Genomic DNA, 15,732 nt, shown 5'->3' with positions numbered 1-15,732 from the left:
GCTACTGTTGGCGGTTCTAGTACAGCAGGCAAGATGCTCAAGTCCACTAGCGGCTGGGATGACGATGAAGGGGAAAGCGGCAATGGTACGGATGCCTACTTGTTCACGGCGTTGCCTGCTGGCTACAGGTCCAACAACGGAGGGATTTACCGTGATGAGGGCCTTTACGCGTTCTTCTGGGGTTCTACTGATGATGGTCTCGCGTGGAGTATGAACTTGCACTACCACGACGACATTGCAGGCCTGGGTTACGGCCACAAGGACACCGGAACCGGACACTCTGTCCGTTGTATCAAAGGTTTAGAGGTGAAAAAGAGAACGACGCTCGTAGGGATTTTTACATCATTCTGTCAATATATATTGTGGTGTCTAAAATACGTTTTTTGACAAAATAGGCTAAAGTAAATCGGCCCCCGGCACTCCGCCGGGGCTTTTGTTTTATATTTGTGTATATGAAGCGTTTGTTGATAATAGTCCTGTTGCTTGCGTTGTCGTTTGCAATAAACGCTTGTGACTCCAATTCTGAGATTGGATCGATGACGGATTCCCGCGATGGTCAAACCTACAAGACTGTGAAAATCGGCAATCAGGTTTGGATGGCGGAGAACCTCAATTTCAAAACAGATAGTAGTTGGTGTTATAAAGACGAAGAGTCAAACTGCCAGAAATACGGAAGGCTTTATTCGTGGAATGCGGCAAGAGGTGCGTGCCCCGCTGGTTGGCACCTTCCCAGCAAGGTGGAGTTCGATACCCTGTTTAAGGCCGTGGGCGGAACACAGGATAAGGAAAATGAAAAAAAATGGAGGGGAGCAGGCTCCAAGCTCAAGTCCACTAGCGGTTGGGAAAGCAGTGCGAAAGGCTTGGCCTTTGGCTTGGCCTTTGCGATGCCTGCATACATCAAGTCCAAAGAAGGATTGAAAGACTTGAGTGACTTGAGTATAAGCAGCAACGGAACGGATGATTATTCCTTTACTGCGTTGCCTGCTGGCATCAAGGAAGTGGATTACAACTACGAGGGCTTCTATGCGGAGTTCTGGAGCTCTACTGAGGTCAATAGCGAGTTCATCAATAACGCTGAAGCGTACATATTGCACTTGGTCTGCCTCACTAAGACTGCGGTCCTGAACGGAACCTTCAAGGAATTCGGGTTGTCTGTCCGTTGTGTGAAAGATTCTGACTAAAGTAAAACGGCCCCCGGTTAAAACCGGAGGGCGTTTGTTATGTGTGGCTAAAGATTGCTCTACTTGAGGAATATTTTCTTGAAATTGTCTTTCATGGATACCTTTATCCATCCATATTGTTCAATTTTCTTAGCCCAGTCTTCGGATGTGCTATACTTGTATTCTCTATAATCATCATCGTGCCAGATGAGAATAGCCTTGTGCTTGGCGGAGCTGTCGCCCATGGCCATGTTGAGCATGGAAAAGTCCCCGTCGGTGTTACCGCCGCTGAAAATGGGCGGCTTGCCGATATGCCTGTAGATGTTTATGACCTTCTGCATCATGATGCTGGTGACATGCGTGTCTCCTTTGCGGGCAACTTGGTCACGATGCTGGAAAATGTAGCTCGGATCGTTGTTGGTATTTCCGACGGCATCGAGCACCCAGTCAGAGCCGATGAGGTTTAGCCTGTCTAGCTGTAGGTTGTATTCGGGATATTTTTCCTTGAGGGCCTTTATGCAGCCCCAGAGACCGGTCCTGTCGGCGCCCGATACGACGAACACCTTGAATTCGTTCTTTTGGAGTTCGCTGAACAGTTCCAGCATGGGCTTATAGAACATGTCGACATACCGATGTCCGCGGAATCTAATTGAGTCCTTGACGTCTGTTAGCATGAAGTTATATGCAATTTCGGCAATGTTGTCTTCCGGGAGCTTGTCGAAGGCTCTCATTTTCAGGGAGTCGAGCGTCTTGTAATCGTCTTCTGTCATGTATCCGACGGAATCGACTCGACTTAAAAAGGTATCCAGCTTATTGTTTAGCGAGGTGCTGTCCTTCATGTTCTTGTGAATATGGTATTCCAGAATGAGGACATCCATTGCAAACGGCTTTTCCAGAAGGAATGTGCCGTCCATGTCGAATGTCGCGATTCTGTCTTCGGGCGGAACGTAGAGGGGAGAACTCCTATCTGTTATGTCTTGAAGATAATTCAGGATGCTGTCCCGCATATCGTCGCTCCACGACGGCAACTTCAGAATTGCGATATCGTCTGGGGTGACTGGCGTATCGTTTTTTGGGGTGCAGGTCAGTTTATACCCTGCGAATCCGCCGATTCCAAGCAGGATGATGGCTCCGGCGATGTATGTTATGATTTTTTTCATGGTTAGTTCTCCTTGGTGCAGGGGGTGGAAACGAAGCGCGCGATGTAGTTTGCCTGCTGATCGAGATTCATCGAGATGAACGGGGCCTGCCATCCGCCTACGCGGACGACAATGTCGCGGTATTTGGGCAGTTCGTCCCTGGCAATCGCCTTTTGGGTCTCGTTGCCGTAGAGCAGGTCCTTGGAGAGGTCGTACATGCGCTGGAATACTTTGATGTCACCCAGGGCGAGTGTCATCATGCAGCCGTTATTGCTGATGAATGCGTCGATAATCGACTGGACGTCGGTGTAATCGACTCCGCTTTCGTTGATGCAGAGGTCGGTGATGGCGCCTGCCGACATCTTGTTCATGGGCAATTGGGAGAGCGTCTTGAATACGTTCCCGATCCCGTTCTTGATGGAGCCCGGGGCCGGAGAGAAGTTTGCAATCAGCGGATCGTTCAGGCCGCGGTTTGCCGTAGCGACAACCCCGAGTCCCTGCTGCGGGTAGCCTTCGAAGGTGCCGCAACCGGCGGTGAATCTCAGGCAGAAATCGTTGCCGAACTTTCTCTTGAAGCAACTTCCGCTGTAGCCGGCAATTTGCCTCAGTCGCCTGATGAGGTTGACGTTTTCCGGAGATTCGTCCTTGAGCGAGTTCAGGAATACCTTCTCGGAGAATTCCTTCGACTTGTCCACGATTTCAACCAGGGAATTCAGGACGAAGTTGCCGATTTCCTTGATTTCATCGGAAGCGTCGCCGAACTTGGCGCAGTTGTAGTCGAAATTGTTCTTGATTTGGTTCCAAAGAACCTGACGCTGGAAATCGGCCTCCAGCGGGACCTTGAAGTTGTGGACCATGGCCGCCTTGACTTCTTCGATGTCGTACATCTGCTTTTCGAAAACGAACTTCTTGAATGCGGCGATGATGTTGATGGTATCGGGAACGCCGGTCAAGATGACACCCGCGATATTCATCCCGGTGCCGCCCCACGACTTGTCGCGCCCGCGTTCCATGCATTGGCCGAGTACGGCGGAGAACAGCGGGGAAGGCGTGACGAATTCATCCATGGTGTAACAGTCGTACATGGTGAAAACAGCCTGGTCGATGAAGAACTGCATGTACTTCTTGAAACTTTCCTTGAATTCTCTGTAGGTGTGGACCTGCGGGGAACGGAAGCTCACCTTGCTCCCGCGGAGCATGCCGTCGTTTGTATCCAGGACGGCGCCCTGGTTGATGGCGCACTGGAACATGTTGAGACAGCTGATCATCTGGAAAGTCCAGTCGCATTCTCCGTTCAGGATGGGTTCCCAGCAGCCGTCGACGCAGTAGTCGTTGGCGAATTTTGTGGCTTTTTTGCGCCCTTCGTCGCTGGTTTCGTATTTGTCTAGAACTTCGCGGATGGCGGGGACAAGGGTGTTGTCGTTCAATATGCCGGGCAAGTTCTTGGTTTGGTGTAGGCATTTCGCGACGGATTCACGCAAATCCGCCGAAGAGTAGTCGCCCATTCGCACGTAGATACCCGGGGTGGAAAGGTTTACGTTCGCATATGCGTTGAGAATGATATGGGTCATGTCGTTCTCGGCATCATTGCCATCGGGAGTGAGACCACCGATGATGATGTTCTGCAGGAAGTTGTTGACGCCCGCGCGCTGGTCCAGATAGTAGGGGTGTACGCCGAGAGCGGCATTGTTGTCCATGTGGTCCTGTTCCACCAGAAATTCTGTAGTGAGGTTCAGGCGGCCAGCGCACTTGATGATGAAACATTCGAAAAGCTCGGTCGCTTTCGCTCTGAAAGCCTGCTTGTTTGGGGCTTTGTCGAAGTCCTCTTTGTAAAAGCTATACAGGGACTGGTCCAGGCGCCCGAGGGAAATCAGGTTCATGCTAGCATGCATGGCGAGGTGGAAAAAGTAGACGCACTGAAGTGCTTCATAGAACGTAGTCGGCTTATCAATTGTGAGCTTGTTGCAGATGGCGGCGATTTTCTTGAGCTCGTTCTGCCTGATTTTGATGTCAGTTCTTTTACTTTCGTATTCAGCGAGCTTTGCGAAATTATCCATGTAGTTGATAACAGCGTCGCAGCTTATCTTTACACTATTGTAAAATTCGCGCTTTGAAACGAGTTCGTTGTGCCTCGTGAGCATCGGTGTGTTTTCGGAATTCTGCATGATGGAAATGGTTTCCATCCTGTCGATATTCTTGTAGAAATCGGGGTTCTCTTTTTTGAATGAATCGATTTCTTTTTCATACTGTTCGGTTTTTTCTCGCGCTTCTTCCCTGATTTCCCAGATACCCTTGGAAAGGAGCTTCTCGTAATTGACGGTGTTGTGCCCGAGGATGGCTAGTTCCGTCTTGTTGGTGTAGGAGGCGGCGCGCTTTTCCTCTTCGCTCAGGTAGTTCGGGAAAACTTTCCCTAGCCCGTTGGATGCCATGGGCATGACGCCGACAATGAGTTCCCCGTCTTCGATTTCGTACGTGTGCGTGTGCTTGCTGACTTCGGGGTCGGTCATGCTGCGGAGCATGATGTCGATGGCGATGGCCTTGCGTTCGATGACGGGACGTTTGAAATATTCCTTGTCGTTTGTGAAGCCATAGTCCTCAAAAACTTTTTCCTTCGATTTCTTGAAATCCTCTTCGCAGAACCATTCGTCGGAGCGGTTGGTCAAAGCCCTTTCTTTTAGGTTGTCAAGCAGTTTTTTGACACGATTGGTGGAGGGAATAAATTCAGTCATGGTTTCTCCTTATTTTTTGACTGTGATATGTCTTGATTCGAAAAAATCGCAGGCTTTTTGGAATTGCCTGTCGGTAGGAATGCTAGAAGCCTGCTCCAGTTTGCATGGAATGCCCGATAGCGTATAGAACAGCTCCATGTTCGGGTTGCAGCGCATGATTTCTACTTCCGTTATGCCGGTCGCTTCCATGATGGAGGCGAAACGTTCCAGGTGGGTGTCCTCCGTAGTCCTGGAGGCGATTAGCGGGTAGCGGGCGTAAATCTTTTGACAATGCCCTGCGACAATCCTTATGTTCCGGATGATGGTTTCGTCGTTCCTGAAATTCGCTAGCCCGAAACTCGTGTCGCGAAGGCCCGCAAGCCAGAAATCTACGCAGTCCTTTACCGATTCGTATGCCTGCGGCGGAAGCGTGAACGAGGATTCAACGCAGGTAGATATGCCGTCCCGCTTGCATAGCAGGAGCAATTCACGGACATCCTCCTTTTGGAGGAGCGCTTCTCCGCCGCTCAAGGTAATGCCGCCGTTCCTCTTGAACATGTCGAGCTGCGGCTTGATTTTTGAATAGAGTTCTTCCACCGGAATTTCGGTTGTAGGGAAGCTCAGTGCCCCGTCCATGGAATTCGCGATGGAATTGGGACAGATTGTAATACATTTGCCGCATTTTGTACATTTGGAACGGTCAATGAAGTGCTTTCCGTTCTCTATGCGGTGAACTCCCTGGGGGCAGGCCTTGACACACTGGCCGCAGAGTGTACATTTTTTTTCCAAAAAAAGAAGCGGGGAACTTTTCATGTCCCAGGAGTGCGGGGAATGGCACCAGGGACACCTCAGGTGGCATCCTTGCAGGTACAAAACGACCCTGTTTCCGGGTCCGTCCTCCTTTGTGTGCCATCCGATATTGAATAAACGAATCATCTGGATTGTTACTTTGGTCTTATTGGTTTGTTGCAAAGGTATATTTCGGAAGTATTAATTTCCAATAACCCGAATGGATTAACCATGGACGGGAGGGGATGGTACGCTTGCAAAATTGGCGTTTTTGCGGGTTATTCGGGAGCCGAGACGCCTTTCATGCTTGGTCTCGGGGATTTATAATCTATCTTTGGCTTAAATAAATGATATGAGGTTTTATGCAGTCTTGGACTGAAATCAAGAAGATAGAGAACCCTACCGAAGAACAGCAGCTCGAAGCGGTAAAGCTGAACTGGTACGCCATCAGCCTCATCGAGACCCCGACGGCAGCCGTGCAGAAGGCGGCCTTCGCGCAGAACGTGCAGGCGATTCTCTACGTGAAGAACGGCCTTTGCGAAGATTTGAAGGCTTCGCTCAATTCCCTGGATGAGGCGGCCCTTCTCGATGCCATGAATGGCGATCCGAATATTCTCAAGTTTGTTACAAATCCGGACCTGCTGAAGGCGGCGGTACGTGCCGACTGGAAGATTGTAAAAAAGATTGACAACGCCGGTGAAGACCTGTGGGCCGAAGCCATCCGTGCAAGCGCCGATGCCATCAAGTTCGTGCCGTTCATGGGCGAAAAGATTCAGGCGGCGCTCGTGGAACGCGATTGGCATGCCTTGCAAGATATTGTGCGCCCGTCTGCGGCCATCGTGGTTGCGGCCGTGAAGCAGGACTTCCATGCCTTCGAGTTCGTGAGCATCAAGGACCGTACGGAACCGGTGCAGATTGCCGCCGTGCGTGCGGACTGGCGTTGCATCCAGTACCTGCAGCGTGCGTCCGAGAAGGTGCAGATGGAGGCTGTTCGCCAGACTAAGGATGCGTTCGCCCTCATCAAGAACCCGAGCGAAGCGGTGAAGGAATTCTGCAAGTAAACAGTGCAGGGGCGATGCGATGGAATATTCGAACCTGCTGGTGAAAATAGAGAATGTCTCGTTCCGTTATCCGAAATCGGCTGCGGACGCGCTTTCGGGCGTGACTCTCGAAATCCCGCGGGGGAGTTTCTTTGCGTTGCTGGGCCCGAATGGTGCGGGCAAGACGACGCTGCTTCGCCTCTTGTGCGGGCGCTTCGCGAAATTTTCGGGGCAGGTTTTACTTGCAGAAGATGTGCGCGGGCAGAATGGCTTCCTTAACCCGCTCGCCTGCGGTATACTGCTCGAGAATCCGGGAATTTACCCGAAACTTTCGATAAACGAATACGTGGATTACTTTGTCGGTTTCTATGCGGCCCGAATCCCGACGTGGAATGAGACCGAGGCTCGCGAGCGCATTGCCCGCATTGCGAAAAGCCTGGAGCTGCCGTCGCTTGATACCCGCATGGGAAAGCTTTCGCTCGGAAACCGCCAGAAGGTGCAATTGCTGCGCGCGATGGCACCCGCACCGCGCCTCTTGATTCTCGACGAGCCGGTCGCCAATCTCGACCCGATGTCGCGCGAGGCGGTATGGGCGCTGCTATCTGACTGGCGCAAGCAGGAAGGCGGCACGGCCATCGTTTGCTCGCACATCCTTGCCGAGATGGAAGAGGAAGCGTCCAATTTTGCGATTATCGACCGCGGCCGCGTGCTGAAAAACGGAGACGTCGCCGGCCTTGCGGGCGAATCTGCGGCATTCAAGGTCGAAACGCCTGCGGGCGTGACGCCCGAACAGGTGCGCGAAGCTCTGAAAAATGCGGGAATCGACGCGGAAGTCAGTTCCGCACAGGCGAGTCTCTCTAAACTCTACCGCGAAACGGTTTAGTTTTTGCTATAAACGGCGTGCCGGCGATAAACATCTCGCAACCCGCATCTCTAATAACTAATAACCAATAACCAGCAACCAATAACCAGTTGCCGCGTTAGAACGTGTGCGACAGGTCGAATGCGAATCGGCCCCAGGCGAAACTTTCGGCGCTCCAGTTGCTCAAATCCTTCTTGAAGGCGTAATCGAGGCGGAACGTGAGGAACTGCCAGCGGTATCTTAGGCCGAGGCCCAGCGCTTCGCTAGTCTTTGCTTTGTAGACATCCTTTTCGCTGTCCATCACGTGCGTCCAGTCGTAGAACTGCACTATCTGCCAGTGCCTCCATCCCTTCCACGGGAAAGCCCAGCGCAATTCCTCGTTTATCCTGAAGTACATCGGGGTAAGGCCCGTGTTGATGACCTCGTTCCCCTCTTCGTCGGTGCTCGTGTAGCTCGCATAGATACTGCGGAAACGGTACCCGCGGACGGAACGGCTTCCTCCCTGGTAGAATACGCGCGCGTCGTCTTCAAGAGCCTTTTCGAAGAACTTTCCGACGCTTCCGCTTACGGCTCCGTAGAATGTCCAGAAAAGCGGGTGGTACAGGTTGACGGTGGCCTCGCCATAGGTGTAGGGGTTACCGATCATCGTGGGATTGTCGAGGGAGGCGGTCAAGTTGGTGCCCGCACCTGCCGTGGGTGCGATACGGATACCTTTTGTCGGGTTGAAGTAATCGTCTGTGTAGTCGAAGGTAAGGGCGATTTCCGCCTTCAGCTTGAACATGTTGTTGTCGTTCTTGCTCACAAAGCGCGTATCGAGCGTGCCGCGGAATCGGATATGGTCGGTAATGCCGAAGGTAAGGTCACCACGGTTGATGATTTCATAACGCTCTTCCACGCTGTCGGGGTAGGCGGGCGGGGTGATTTTTTCGTGGTTGAAACTTAAGCGGTCTTCAAAGCGGATGGCGGTCGGGATGAACGAGAACGATGTCCCGAACAGGAGTGGGTTTGCGTAGCCGAGAGAAATTTCTTGCTTGTTCTGCGCAAGCTGGAAGGTGGTAGAAAATTCGTTGAACGTGCCGAAGAAGTTTTTGTGCTTCGCATACGCGAGTGCGCCGAACCCGTACATTTCTTCGAAGAATAGGCCGTAGCGTGCCTCGCCGGGAATGCGTTCGACGACATCCAGGTGGACGTCCGAAAGTCCGTCGGCCCTCAGGGAGTCTGTGAGCTTGATTTGCGTGAAAAGCTGTGTGGAGAGCAGTTTGTTCTTGAAGGAAATGTACTGGTTACCGTCGATGATTTCGCCCTTGGGCGTTTTCCAGAGCGACGATAGCCATGCCGTATCCGAAAGACCCGCTTCTTGACCCTTGCGACCCTTCTCGGCGACCTTCAGCGTGGTGCTCCTTATGTTGCCCATGGTGACGATTGCACCCGGATTCACGTTGATTTCTACGATGATGACCTTGCGCGTCGTGTCGATGAGTTCGCTGGGCATCACGTAGGTGTGCAGGTAGCCCGCCTTGCGGTATGTCTGCTGGATGAACTGGATGTCTTCGGCGATGTCGTCTTGCGAGAATATTCGGTCCGTATTGTTCGTCTTCAGCTGTTTCTTGTTTATCTCGATTTTTGAACTGTCGGGAACGATGATGTTCGTCCCGCCGAAACGGTAACGCTCGCCTTCGCGCAAGAATACGGCGTAAGCGCGTTTGCGCTTGTTCTGCTCGTCGACTTCGTTTTTGACTTCGAGTTTCATGTCGAGGCTGAAGAAACCCTGCGAATAATAGAGCGCGCGGATGTTTTCGACGGCAAGGCCCATCATGAAGTCTTGCTTGATCGTATCGAGGTTGCCGAATTCATCCGGAATTTCGAGCTGCTCCGTCAACTGGAAGTTGGAGAAAACGGCGTTCCCTTCGAACTTGACATACCACGGGTTCTTCTCCGTTTCTTCGGCGAAGACGAATGCAGAAAGGATAAACAGGAAGGCTAGAAGTTTCTTCATTTTTTAGTCTCCTGCTTGTCGTCGGACACTTCCTTGAGAGAAGAGTTCGGCGAGACCGTTTCGCAATGCCCGATACCGAGCAGACAGGGGTTCCAGAATCTGTAGCCGTAGTTGAAACCGATGTTCTTTTCGAGGCGGCTTTCGTTACCGCCGGCACCGGTGTTGGTGAGGTACTGTTTCGAAATCAGGAGCCCGTTCAGCGATAGCGACGGGTTGAGATGGTTCCTGTGCGAGAACTGCTTGTCCTTGAACACGGGAAGCGTGTAGTTCACGCCGAATTGCAGCGCCTGGTCGTAAGTCGGGTTTTCGCTCTGGTCCTGCGTGTAGCCGAAAATGAGGCTCAGGTCCTTGACCCAGCGGTCAAGCGAAATCGGTATCTTGAAGTAGCTCGAGTCCTTGTCGCCCGTGGTGTTGTTGCTGAACAGCATCACCTTCATGTCGATATCGCCGATGTATTCACCGCCGAGCGTCTTGTTCGCCGTGGTCGAGAGCACCTTGCCGATGGCCTTGCCGGCGAGCTTGTTCCAGTCGGTAGATTCGTCGTTGTTGTCGGCGATGCAGCCGAGGATGATGTTGTAGTAGGTCGCCGCCGCGCTCGATTCTGTACCGCAGTTGCTGCTGGGTGTCGGTTGCGGGTTCGTAATCGTACCGGTAATATCGAAGTTGATGGGACAGGTCTCGTTTTCCTTGTCCCTGGAATCGTCACAGTAGGGGAGTTCCTGCGTACTCGATACCTCGACGACGCCCTGCTGCCACGGAACGTCCATCCACGAGATGCTGAAGGAGTTCAGCTCGAATTCGTAAAGTTCCTGAACGCCGATGAAGCCGTTGTTCGAATTGATGACGTCGCCGCGCAATAGGGGTCTGTTCGTGTTGCCCAGAACCCAGAAGTCGAACGTGAAGGGGAAAGCCGCGAACGGAGTCACGACGGCGATGGAATCGCGTTGGGAGTCGTTCACGTGGACCATGAGGTTGATGGGACTTGCCGTCGAAATCTTCGCTTCTTGCGCCTCGGTAGTACGAAGTCTCGTGATAAAGTTGTTGAACATCGTGAGGATGCGGTTCAGCGAAGAAGGCGTAATCTGGATTTCGAGCGCCTTGTGGTAAACCATCTTGTCGACGATCACCTTGCCCGAAATGGAGTTGTTTCGCAGGCGGTCGCCGGTGAGGCGCGGCATGGAAAAGTCGAGGTCGCTCTGGGCGTGCACTTCGGCCTCGCCGAAGGTCTCGTCGAAGAAGTTGTACTGGATGTAGGGGAGGCTCACCGATACGACGAGTTCGTTGTCGTAATCGTTCAGCGAGCCGGAGACTTCCTTCACCATTATGGAATGCTGCCCGGATTTGAAACTGAATTGCTCGGAGAAAATGTCGAACTTTTCGAGCTTCAGGCTGTCGATGTTGTAGGATGCGGAAGCGGTAATGGTTTCGCCGTCCTTGTTGCGGGTCAAGAGCTCGGTGATTTCGGCGATGCCGTTTTCTACGTGACCCGTTACGCTGAACGGAATCTTGCGGCCCATCTTGGGCGGTTGGATTAATGTGGAATCCGACTTGATCTCGGCGGTGATTCCCTTGATGCCTTCGCGGATGTTGGAAGTGATGTCGACCTGCAAATCCGTCTTGGTGATTTCTGCCGTGGTACCCGGGATAAACCACGAACCCGAAACGTTCAGTTTTCCTTTGAAGATAAATGCGGAATCGACGTCGCCTTCCAGCGTTACGTCGCCACCATTGTCGGTGCTGTGGACGAAGCTCACGTGGCGCTTGTTGTCGAAGATGTTGTTGATGATGACCTGCGTAGAACCCGCCCATCCGCCGTTGCCGATGTTCACGTAGGCGTTCAGTTCTGTGCGGTCACCTTCGGCAAACAGGTTCATCCTGTCAATCTTGAGGACGCTTGTCGGAATCTTGCTCAGGCTGAGCTTCGTGAAGTCGATGTTGCCGAGCAGGCCCTTGCCCTGTTCGTACGAAACGTCACCGTTCATGAACCCTTCGGAGAAGGTGGTATCGTTGAGCGGCTCGAGAAGTGTCGGAATGCTGAAGTCCTTTGCCGAAGCCCATGCGTGCACGACCTGTATGGGCAAAATTCCGGTGGGCTTAAAGTCCGGATTCGAATCGTTGGGCAATATGAATACGGCTTCCGCTTCGACGCGGTTCTTGTCTTGCATCGCATGGAACTTGTCGATGAATATGGAGTCGCCGTTCTGCCTTGCCTTGATGCGGGCGCGGAAGTCGAAGGGCTGGTAGTTGCCGTCCGCGATGATGTCGACTTCGCCGGAGTTGTCCGTGAAGTTGTGGCGCCACATGCCGGTGACTTCGCCGTTCATTTCGTTGGCAAGCTTGATCTTTGCAAACGGAATGGTGCTCACGTCCACGCTGTCCGCGATCATCTTGATGGTGATGGAATCCGTCCAGGCGATGTAGGCGTAGGCGTGCCCACCGTGGCGCTGCGTCACGTCCCACGAGGTGTGCGGGTCTTCGTCTTCCCACATCACGTCGCCGAAGAAGTCGAATGTCTCTTTTTCGGTGTAGATGATGCCGTTTGTGAAGACGATGCCGTTTTCGTTGAGGTCGAGTTCCACTTCGAGGGAGTCCGCCTTCATGTGGTAAGCGAATTCTACGTTCGGGATCTTTGCCTTCGCGTGCATCACGCCGTTCCGGAACGAGCCGTTGATGTTGAATCGGTTCGGGAGGGTGAGGTAACCGAAGTTCCAGTCCAGCGCCCAGGGTTCGTAAGGCGAAATGTCTCCGGTGAATACGATGTTCACGTCCTTGCTCAGGTCGATAGTCGCGTCGATTGCGGACCCCTGCCTTGTCTCCAGGCTCACGTCGATGCGGTCGCCTTCTTTGTGTGCCGAATGGATTTTTACATCGAGCGGCATCATCTGCGGCCCGAATTCGGAACTCATGTATTCGACGTACCCGGTGAGGTCGCCGTCAAGGTTCTTGTCCGCGTCGCCTTCGAGGTGAATGTGTCCGCCTTCGTCGTTGTTGAGGTCCGTTTCGAAGTGGAACCTTTCGTCGTCGCCCTTCAGGTTTACAGTCGCGTTGCATGCCATGAGGGGCCAGAACTCGCCAATCCTCGTCTTCAGGTTGAGGTTGTACTGCGGCTTCTGCGTCTTGGGGTCCAGCTTCACAGTGCCCTTCACCTTCACGGCGCCGATGGTCGGGAGCGCGGGCGGGAGTTCTACGGGAATCCATTTCTTCGGGTCCTTGACTTCCATGTCGATGTTCGTGCTTACCGCGGCGAGGTTGTCCTTGGGGAGGTTCACGTCGAGGTCGAAGCCGTCGCTGCCTGCGGCGAGCTTGCCCTTCACTTTCATGTTGTCGCCTTCGAAATCGGCCTTGATGTCGATGCTCGCCGTCTCGCTGATGTAGTCTCCCTGAATGGAGTCGAGCTTTATGGATGCCTGTTGCATCCCTTCGCTCTTGAACTTGAAGTTCTCGGCCTGCCAGTGCATTTGCTGCGGCGTGTCTTTGTCCACGTCCACGCTGATTTTTCCGGCGGAAACTTCTACTGGCAGGTAGAACTTCACCTTGTCCGGGAACTCGAGTGCTTCCGTCGGGCCTTTGGAGGAACCTTTCTTCTGTTTCGAACTTGATGCGTTGGTGTTGACCTGCACGTCGAGTTCGCCAATTTCGACTGTCGCCCCCTTCTTCTCGCTCAGGATGGAAACGTCCATGCTGAAATTGCGCACGGTGTAGGTATTTCCGCCTTGTTTCACGGTGACTGAATCCCAGGAATGCGTGAGCAGACCCTTGATGTTGTGGCCGTAGGGAATCACTTCGACATCGCCGTAGGTGTGGGGGGTGGAAAGGTACGTCGTTAGGGCAATGTAGGCAAACCAGGCGCCCAGTGCGAGAACGCCTACAACGACCGTCACGATTGCGGCGGTCAACGAAAATGTCGAAGTACCTTTCTTCAACGGCCCTAATAATAGAAAAATATTGTCTTGGCCTGGGGCCGACGTTTGCTTCGGAAAGGGCGTTAACTCTATGATACTCAACGAGTTAACGCTTTTTTCGGTTCGTGGGTTATTTCTTTCTTACATAGTGCTTTTTTGTGTAGTATTTTTATGGGCTTTTTTTGTATCGAACGCCGTTTATGCGATATATTTCTCCGTCCTTGAGAATCAAAACTTCATTGTTCTGGATAAGCACCTTTGCGGGGGCCGGCCTTGCGTTTTGGCCGCCATGGCGATTATCCGAAGATTTTGCAAAATCCGAGGCTTCAACATCCGCTGAATCGGAGCTGTCGTGTTCGATGGGCAATAGCGGATATTCCGCATCCGGGAGGCCGCCTGCGACAAGCCCATCTACGGTGACAGCCTTAAATGGCGCGGAATCCGGCGGCACGAGCAACATCAGTTCTGCGATATACGCCAAATTATCCGATGACGGCCACAAGTCATCTACTTCCATTTTGATTTGCGTGTATTTCCCCGACTTCCAAAATACATACTGCGGCGATTCATCTTCCTTGAACATTCCAGAGGCAAGTTCCTGATATTCCTCGCCGTCGGCAGTTCCCGAAATGGTGAAGTTGCGCAAGAAACCGTCCGATATATCGTCGCCTTGGTACATGAGCCCGAAGGTTTCCTCATCGGTCAATATTGAAAATTCAACCGGGAATTTGTTCAGGTTTGTAGATTTCCAGACCGTAGAAGGGTCCCAATCCCGGAGATTTTGCGTAGAACTCTTGGAATCGGTGGGGGGGAGATTTTCAAAAGTGTAGTTGCCGCTCAGAACGTAATCCATGGCGGCAGCCGGATTCCCGGGCATGACAAACGCCCATTCATAACGCCCTTGATCCGAAAGTTTCACAGTATCTTTGACTACGACAAGTTCTTGCACCAAGCTGTCGCCGGCATAATCCTTGACGCTCAGGAATGAAAGCGTTCCTTCGTCTTCGTAATCTTCCCTCTGAATGGTAAAGAAATACTTGAGCGGTTTCCGCAAATCGAATCCCGACGAGATGTCCGTAAGGTCGTAACCGAATTCCATCTCTTCAGTATGCACACCGTCTCTCCACTTGCCGAGCATCGGGCCTTTGAAACCGTCGTTTCGGAAATGGTAGAGGTATTCCGTTCTTGACGGAGCATCCGATGAAGTATCCTGCGAAACGCCTACGGAAAGCCGAATCTTTGAGCGGTTCCCGTATGCCATGCGGACTTTCACGGTGCGCTTGGGGGCGTAATCCTTGCGCAAGTGGAAAACTTCAACGACAGGGGAACGGCTCTCCGCATAGACGTTGTACGGAACGAGGAACCGTCCTTCGTTTCCGAAGGTGAGTCCCCAGCTGTTCTGCACAATCCACACGCCGCAATTTTCACCGATGCAAATGCTGTCGTTGTAACCCGCGATTGTCACCGAATGGTTTGTTGCTCCCGGGAGCGATGTTGCGACAATCCAGGATTCATCCCTGATTTTGAGCGTATCCAGCGTCCAGGAATCAATATCAAAACTGGCGGCGCCCACTCCGCCTGCGGCATAACTCGTATCGCCCCAATGATTGTAGAGCCAACCCTTGAGCGAATCCCGGCCTTCGGGTGTTGCAAGCGAAACAAAAGTCACGCTGTCGATTCTGTTGTGCATGGCATTATGCCAACGCGTGTAACCCTGCATCCAGCCGTAGTCTTCGGGCACATTGGCCGAAGATTTCCCGTAGGTATTCGAATAAAGGATTCCTCCGTAAGTAGCGGCATCGGGAATACCAACCTTTTGGGCAAGCAACGCCTCAGACGCATGCCCAGACGCTACGACCTGCCATGTGAAAAACGCCGGCAAAAGGTTCGAAGAATCCGCAGGAACCCTGTAATAGGCGTTGCGTTCGTAACCGAGCGACATCGTGATGCGGGAAATTGACGCACACGCGCCCGATTCGCCTTGGTCATAACCGCGAAAAAAATACGGATTATCGGAATTGTCTACCGCCGAAGGCAAATCCGCCGCAAAGGCGAAACCGCAAAGCAGCCAAAAAGACAACCTTGGAGCAAGAAAACCATGATTCATAAAAACCTCAAAAAGCCCCCCTGTGTGTG

10 protein-coding genes are annotated in these 15,732 nt (G+C 52.6%); 4 read left to right on the top strand and 6 right to left on the bottom strand.

Annotated elements, in window-relative coordinates:
- Both IK012_RS05635 and IK012_RS05630 read left to right on the top strand, forming a co-directional pair.
- Nucleotides 1–387: FISUMP domain-containing protein (locus tag IK012_RS05635; protein ID WP_290951686.1), on the top strand; the 387-nt coding region annotated here is incomplete at its 5' end.
- 65 nt (nucleotides 388–452) lie between these two features.
- On the top strand, nucleotides 453–1,181 hold the full coding sequence (locus tag IK012_RS05630; protein WP_290951683.1) for a fibrobacter succinogenes major paralogous domain-containing protein: 729 nt from the start codon (nucleotides 453–455) through the stop codon (nucleotides 1,179–1,181).
- Nucleotides 1,182–1,240: 59 nt separating this feature from the next.
- Here the strand turns inward: IK012_RS05630 and IK012_RS05625 are convergent, their stop codons facing one another.
- Genes IK012_RS05625 through IK012_RS05615 form a run of 3 tightly spaced genes read right to left on the bottom strand, consistent with a single transcriptional unit; the run spans nucleotide 1,241 to nucleotide 5,943 of the window.
- Entirely contained in the window at nucleotides 1,241–2,320 is a 1,080-nt protein-coding gene (locus tag IK012_RS05625) for an HAD family hydrolase (protein WP_290951680.1), read from the bottom strand.
- Between the two features lie 2 nt (nucleotides 2,321–2,322).
- Nucleotides 2,323–5,028, bottom strand: a complete 2,706-nt coding sequence (locus tag IK012_RS05620; protein WP_290951678.1) for a pyruvate formate lyase family protein — start codon at nucleotides 5,026–5,028, stop codon at nucleotides 2,323–2,325.
- Nucleotides 5,029–5,037: 9 nt separating this feature from the next.
- A complete protein-coding gene (locus tag IK012_RS05615) occupies nucleotides 5,038–5,943 on the bottom strand; it encodes a 4Fe-4S binding protein (RefSeq protein WP_290951676.1) in 906 nt (301 codons plus the stop codon).
- A gap of 215 nt (nucleotides 5,944–6,158) precedes the next feature.
- On the opposite strand from IK012_RS05615, the gene IK012_RS05610 reads away from it, so the two are divergent.
- Together IK012_RS05610 and IK012_RS05605 are read left to right on the top strand one after the other, a co-directional pair.
- Entirely contained in the window at nucleotides 6,159–6,857 is a 699-nt protein-coding gene (locus IK012_RS05610) for a hypothetical protein (protein WP_290951673.1), read from the top strand.
- A gap of 19 nt (nucleotides 6,858–6,876) precedes the next feature.
- Nucleotides 6,877–7,719 (top strand): ABC transporter ATP-binding protein, encoded by an 843-nt coding sequence (locus IK012_RS05605; protein ID WP_290951670.1) that lies wholly within the window; start codon nucleotides 6,877–6,879, stop codon nucleotides 7,717–7,719.
- A 97-nt stretch (nucleotides 7,720–7,816) separates the two neighbouring features.
- Here IK012_RS05605 and IK012_RS05600 read toward each other — a convergent pair whose 3' ends face one another.
- The 3 genes from IK012_RS05600 to IK012_RS05590 all read right to left on the bottom strand — a co-directional run bounded on the left by IK012_RS05600 (nucleotide 7,817) and on the right by IK012_RS05590 (nucleotide 15,703).
- Nucleotides 7,817–9,694 carry a BamA/TamA family outer membrane protein gene (locus IK012_RS05600; RefSeq protein ID WP_290951668.1) on the bottom strand — a complete coding sequence of 626 codons (1,878 nt, stop codon included), beginning with the start codon at nucleotides 9,692–9,694 and terminating at the stop codon, nucleotides 7,817–7,819.
- Nucleotides 9,691–13,617, bottom strand: a complete 3,927-nt coding sequence (locus tag IK012_RS05595; protein WP_290951665.1) for a hypothetical protein — start codon at nucleotides 13,615–13,617, stop codon at nucleotides 9,691–9,693. Before IK012_RS05595 ends, IK012_RS05600 begins: the two co-directional genes overlap by 4 nt.
- A gap of 148 nt (nucleotides 13,618–13,765) precedes the next feature.
- The gene (locus IK012_RS05590; RefSeq protein ID WP_290951663.1) at nucleotides 13,766–15,703 is read right to left on the bottom strand and encodes a C1 family peptidase; all 1,938 of its coding nucleotides are present in this window, start codon (nucleotides 15,701–15,703) and stop codon (nucleotides 13,766–13,768) included.
- Nucleotides 15,704–15,732: the final 29 nt, after the last annotated feature.

It is taken from the genome of Fibrobacter sp. (assembly GCF_017551775.1).
Taxonomy (GTDB): Bacteria; Fibrobacterota; Fibrobacteria; order Fibrobacterales; family Fibrobacteraceae; genus Fibrobacter.
This window is presented reverse-complemented; position numbering and strand designations above follow the sequence as displayed.

Coding starts and splice junctions, on each gene's coding strand:
- IK012_RS05630 (WP_290951683.1), top strand. CDS start 453: ATGAAGCGTTTGTTGATAATAGTCCTGTTGCTTGCGTTGTCGTTTGCA.
- IK012_RS05625 (WP_290951680.1), bottom strand. CDS start 2,320: ATGAAAAAAATCATAACATACATCGCCGGAGCCATCATCCTGCTTGGA.
- IK012_RS05620 (WP_290951678.1), bottom strand. CDS start 5,028: ATGACTGAATTTATTCCCTCCACCAATCGTGTCAAAAAACTGCTTGAC.
- IK012_RS05615 (WP_290951676.1), bottom strand. CDS start 5,943: ATGATTCGTTTATTCAATATCGGATGGCACACAAAGGAGGACGGACCC.
- IK012_RS05610 (WP_290951673.1), top strand. CDS start 6,159: ATGCAGTCTTGGACTGAAATCAAGAAGATAGAGAACCCTACCGAAGAA.
- IK012_RS05605 (WP_290951670.1), top strand. CDS start 6,877: ATGGAATATTCGAACCTGCTGGTGAAAATAGAGAATGTCTCGTTCCGT.
- IK012_RS05600 (WP_290951668.1), bottom strand. CDS start 9,694: ATGAAGAAACTTCTAGCCTTCCTGTTTATCCTTTCTGCATTCGTCTTC.
- IK012_RS05590 (WP_290951663.1), bottom strand. CDS start 15,703: ATGAATCATGGTTTTCTTGCTCCAAGGTTGTCTTTTTGGCTGCTTTGC.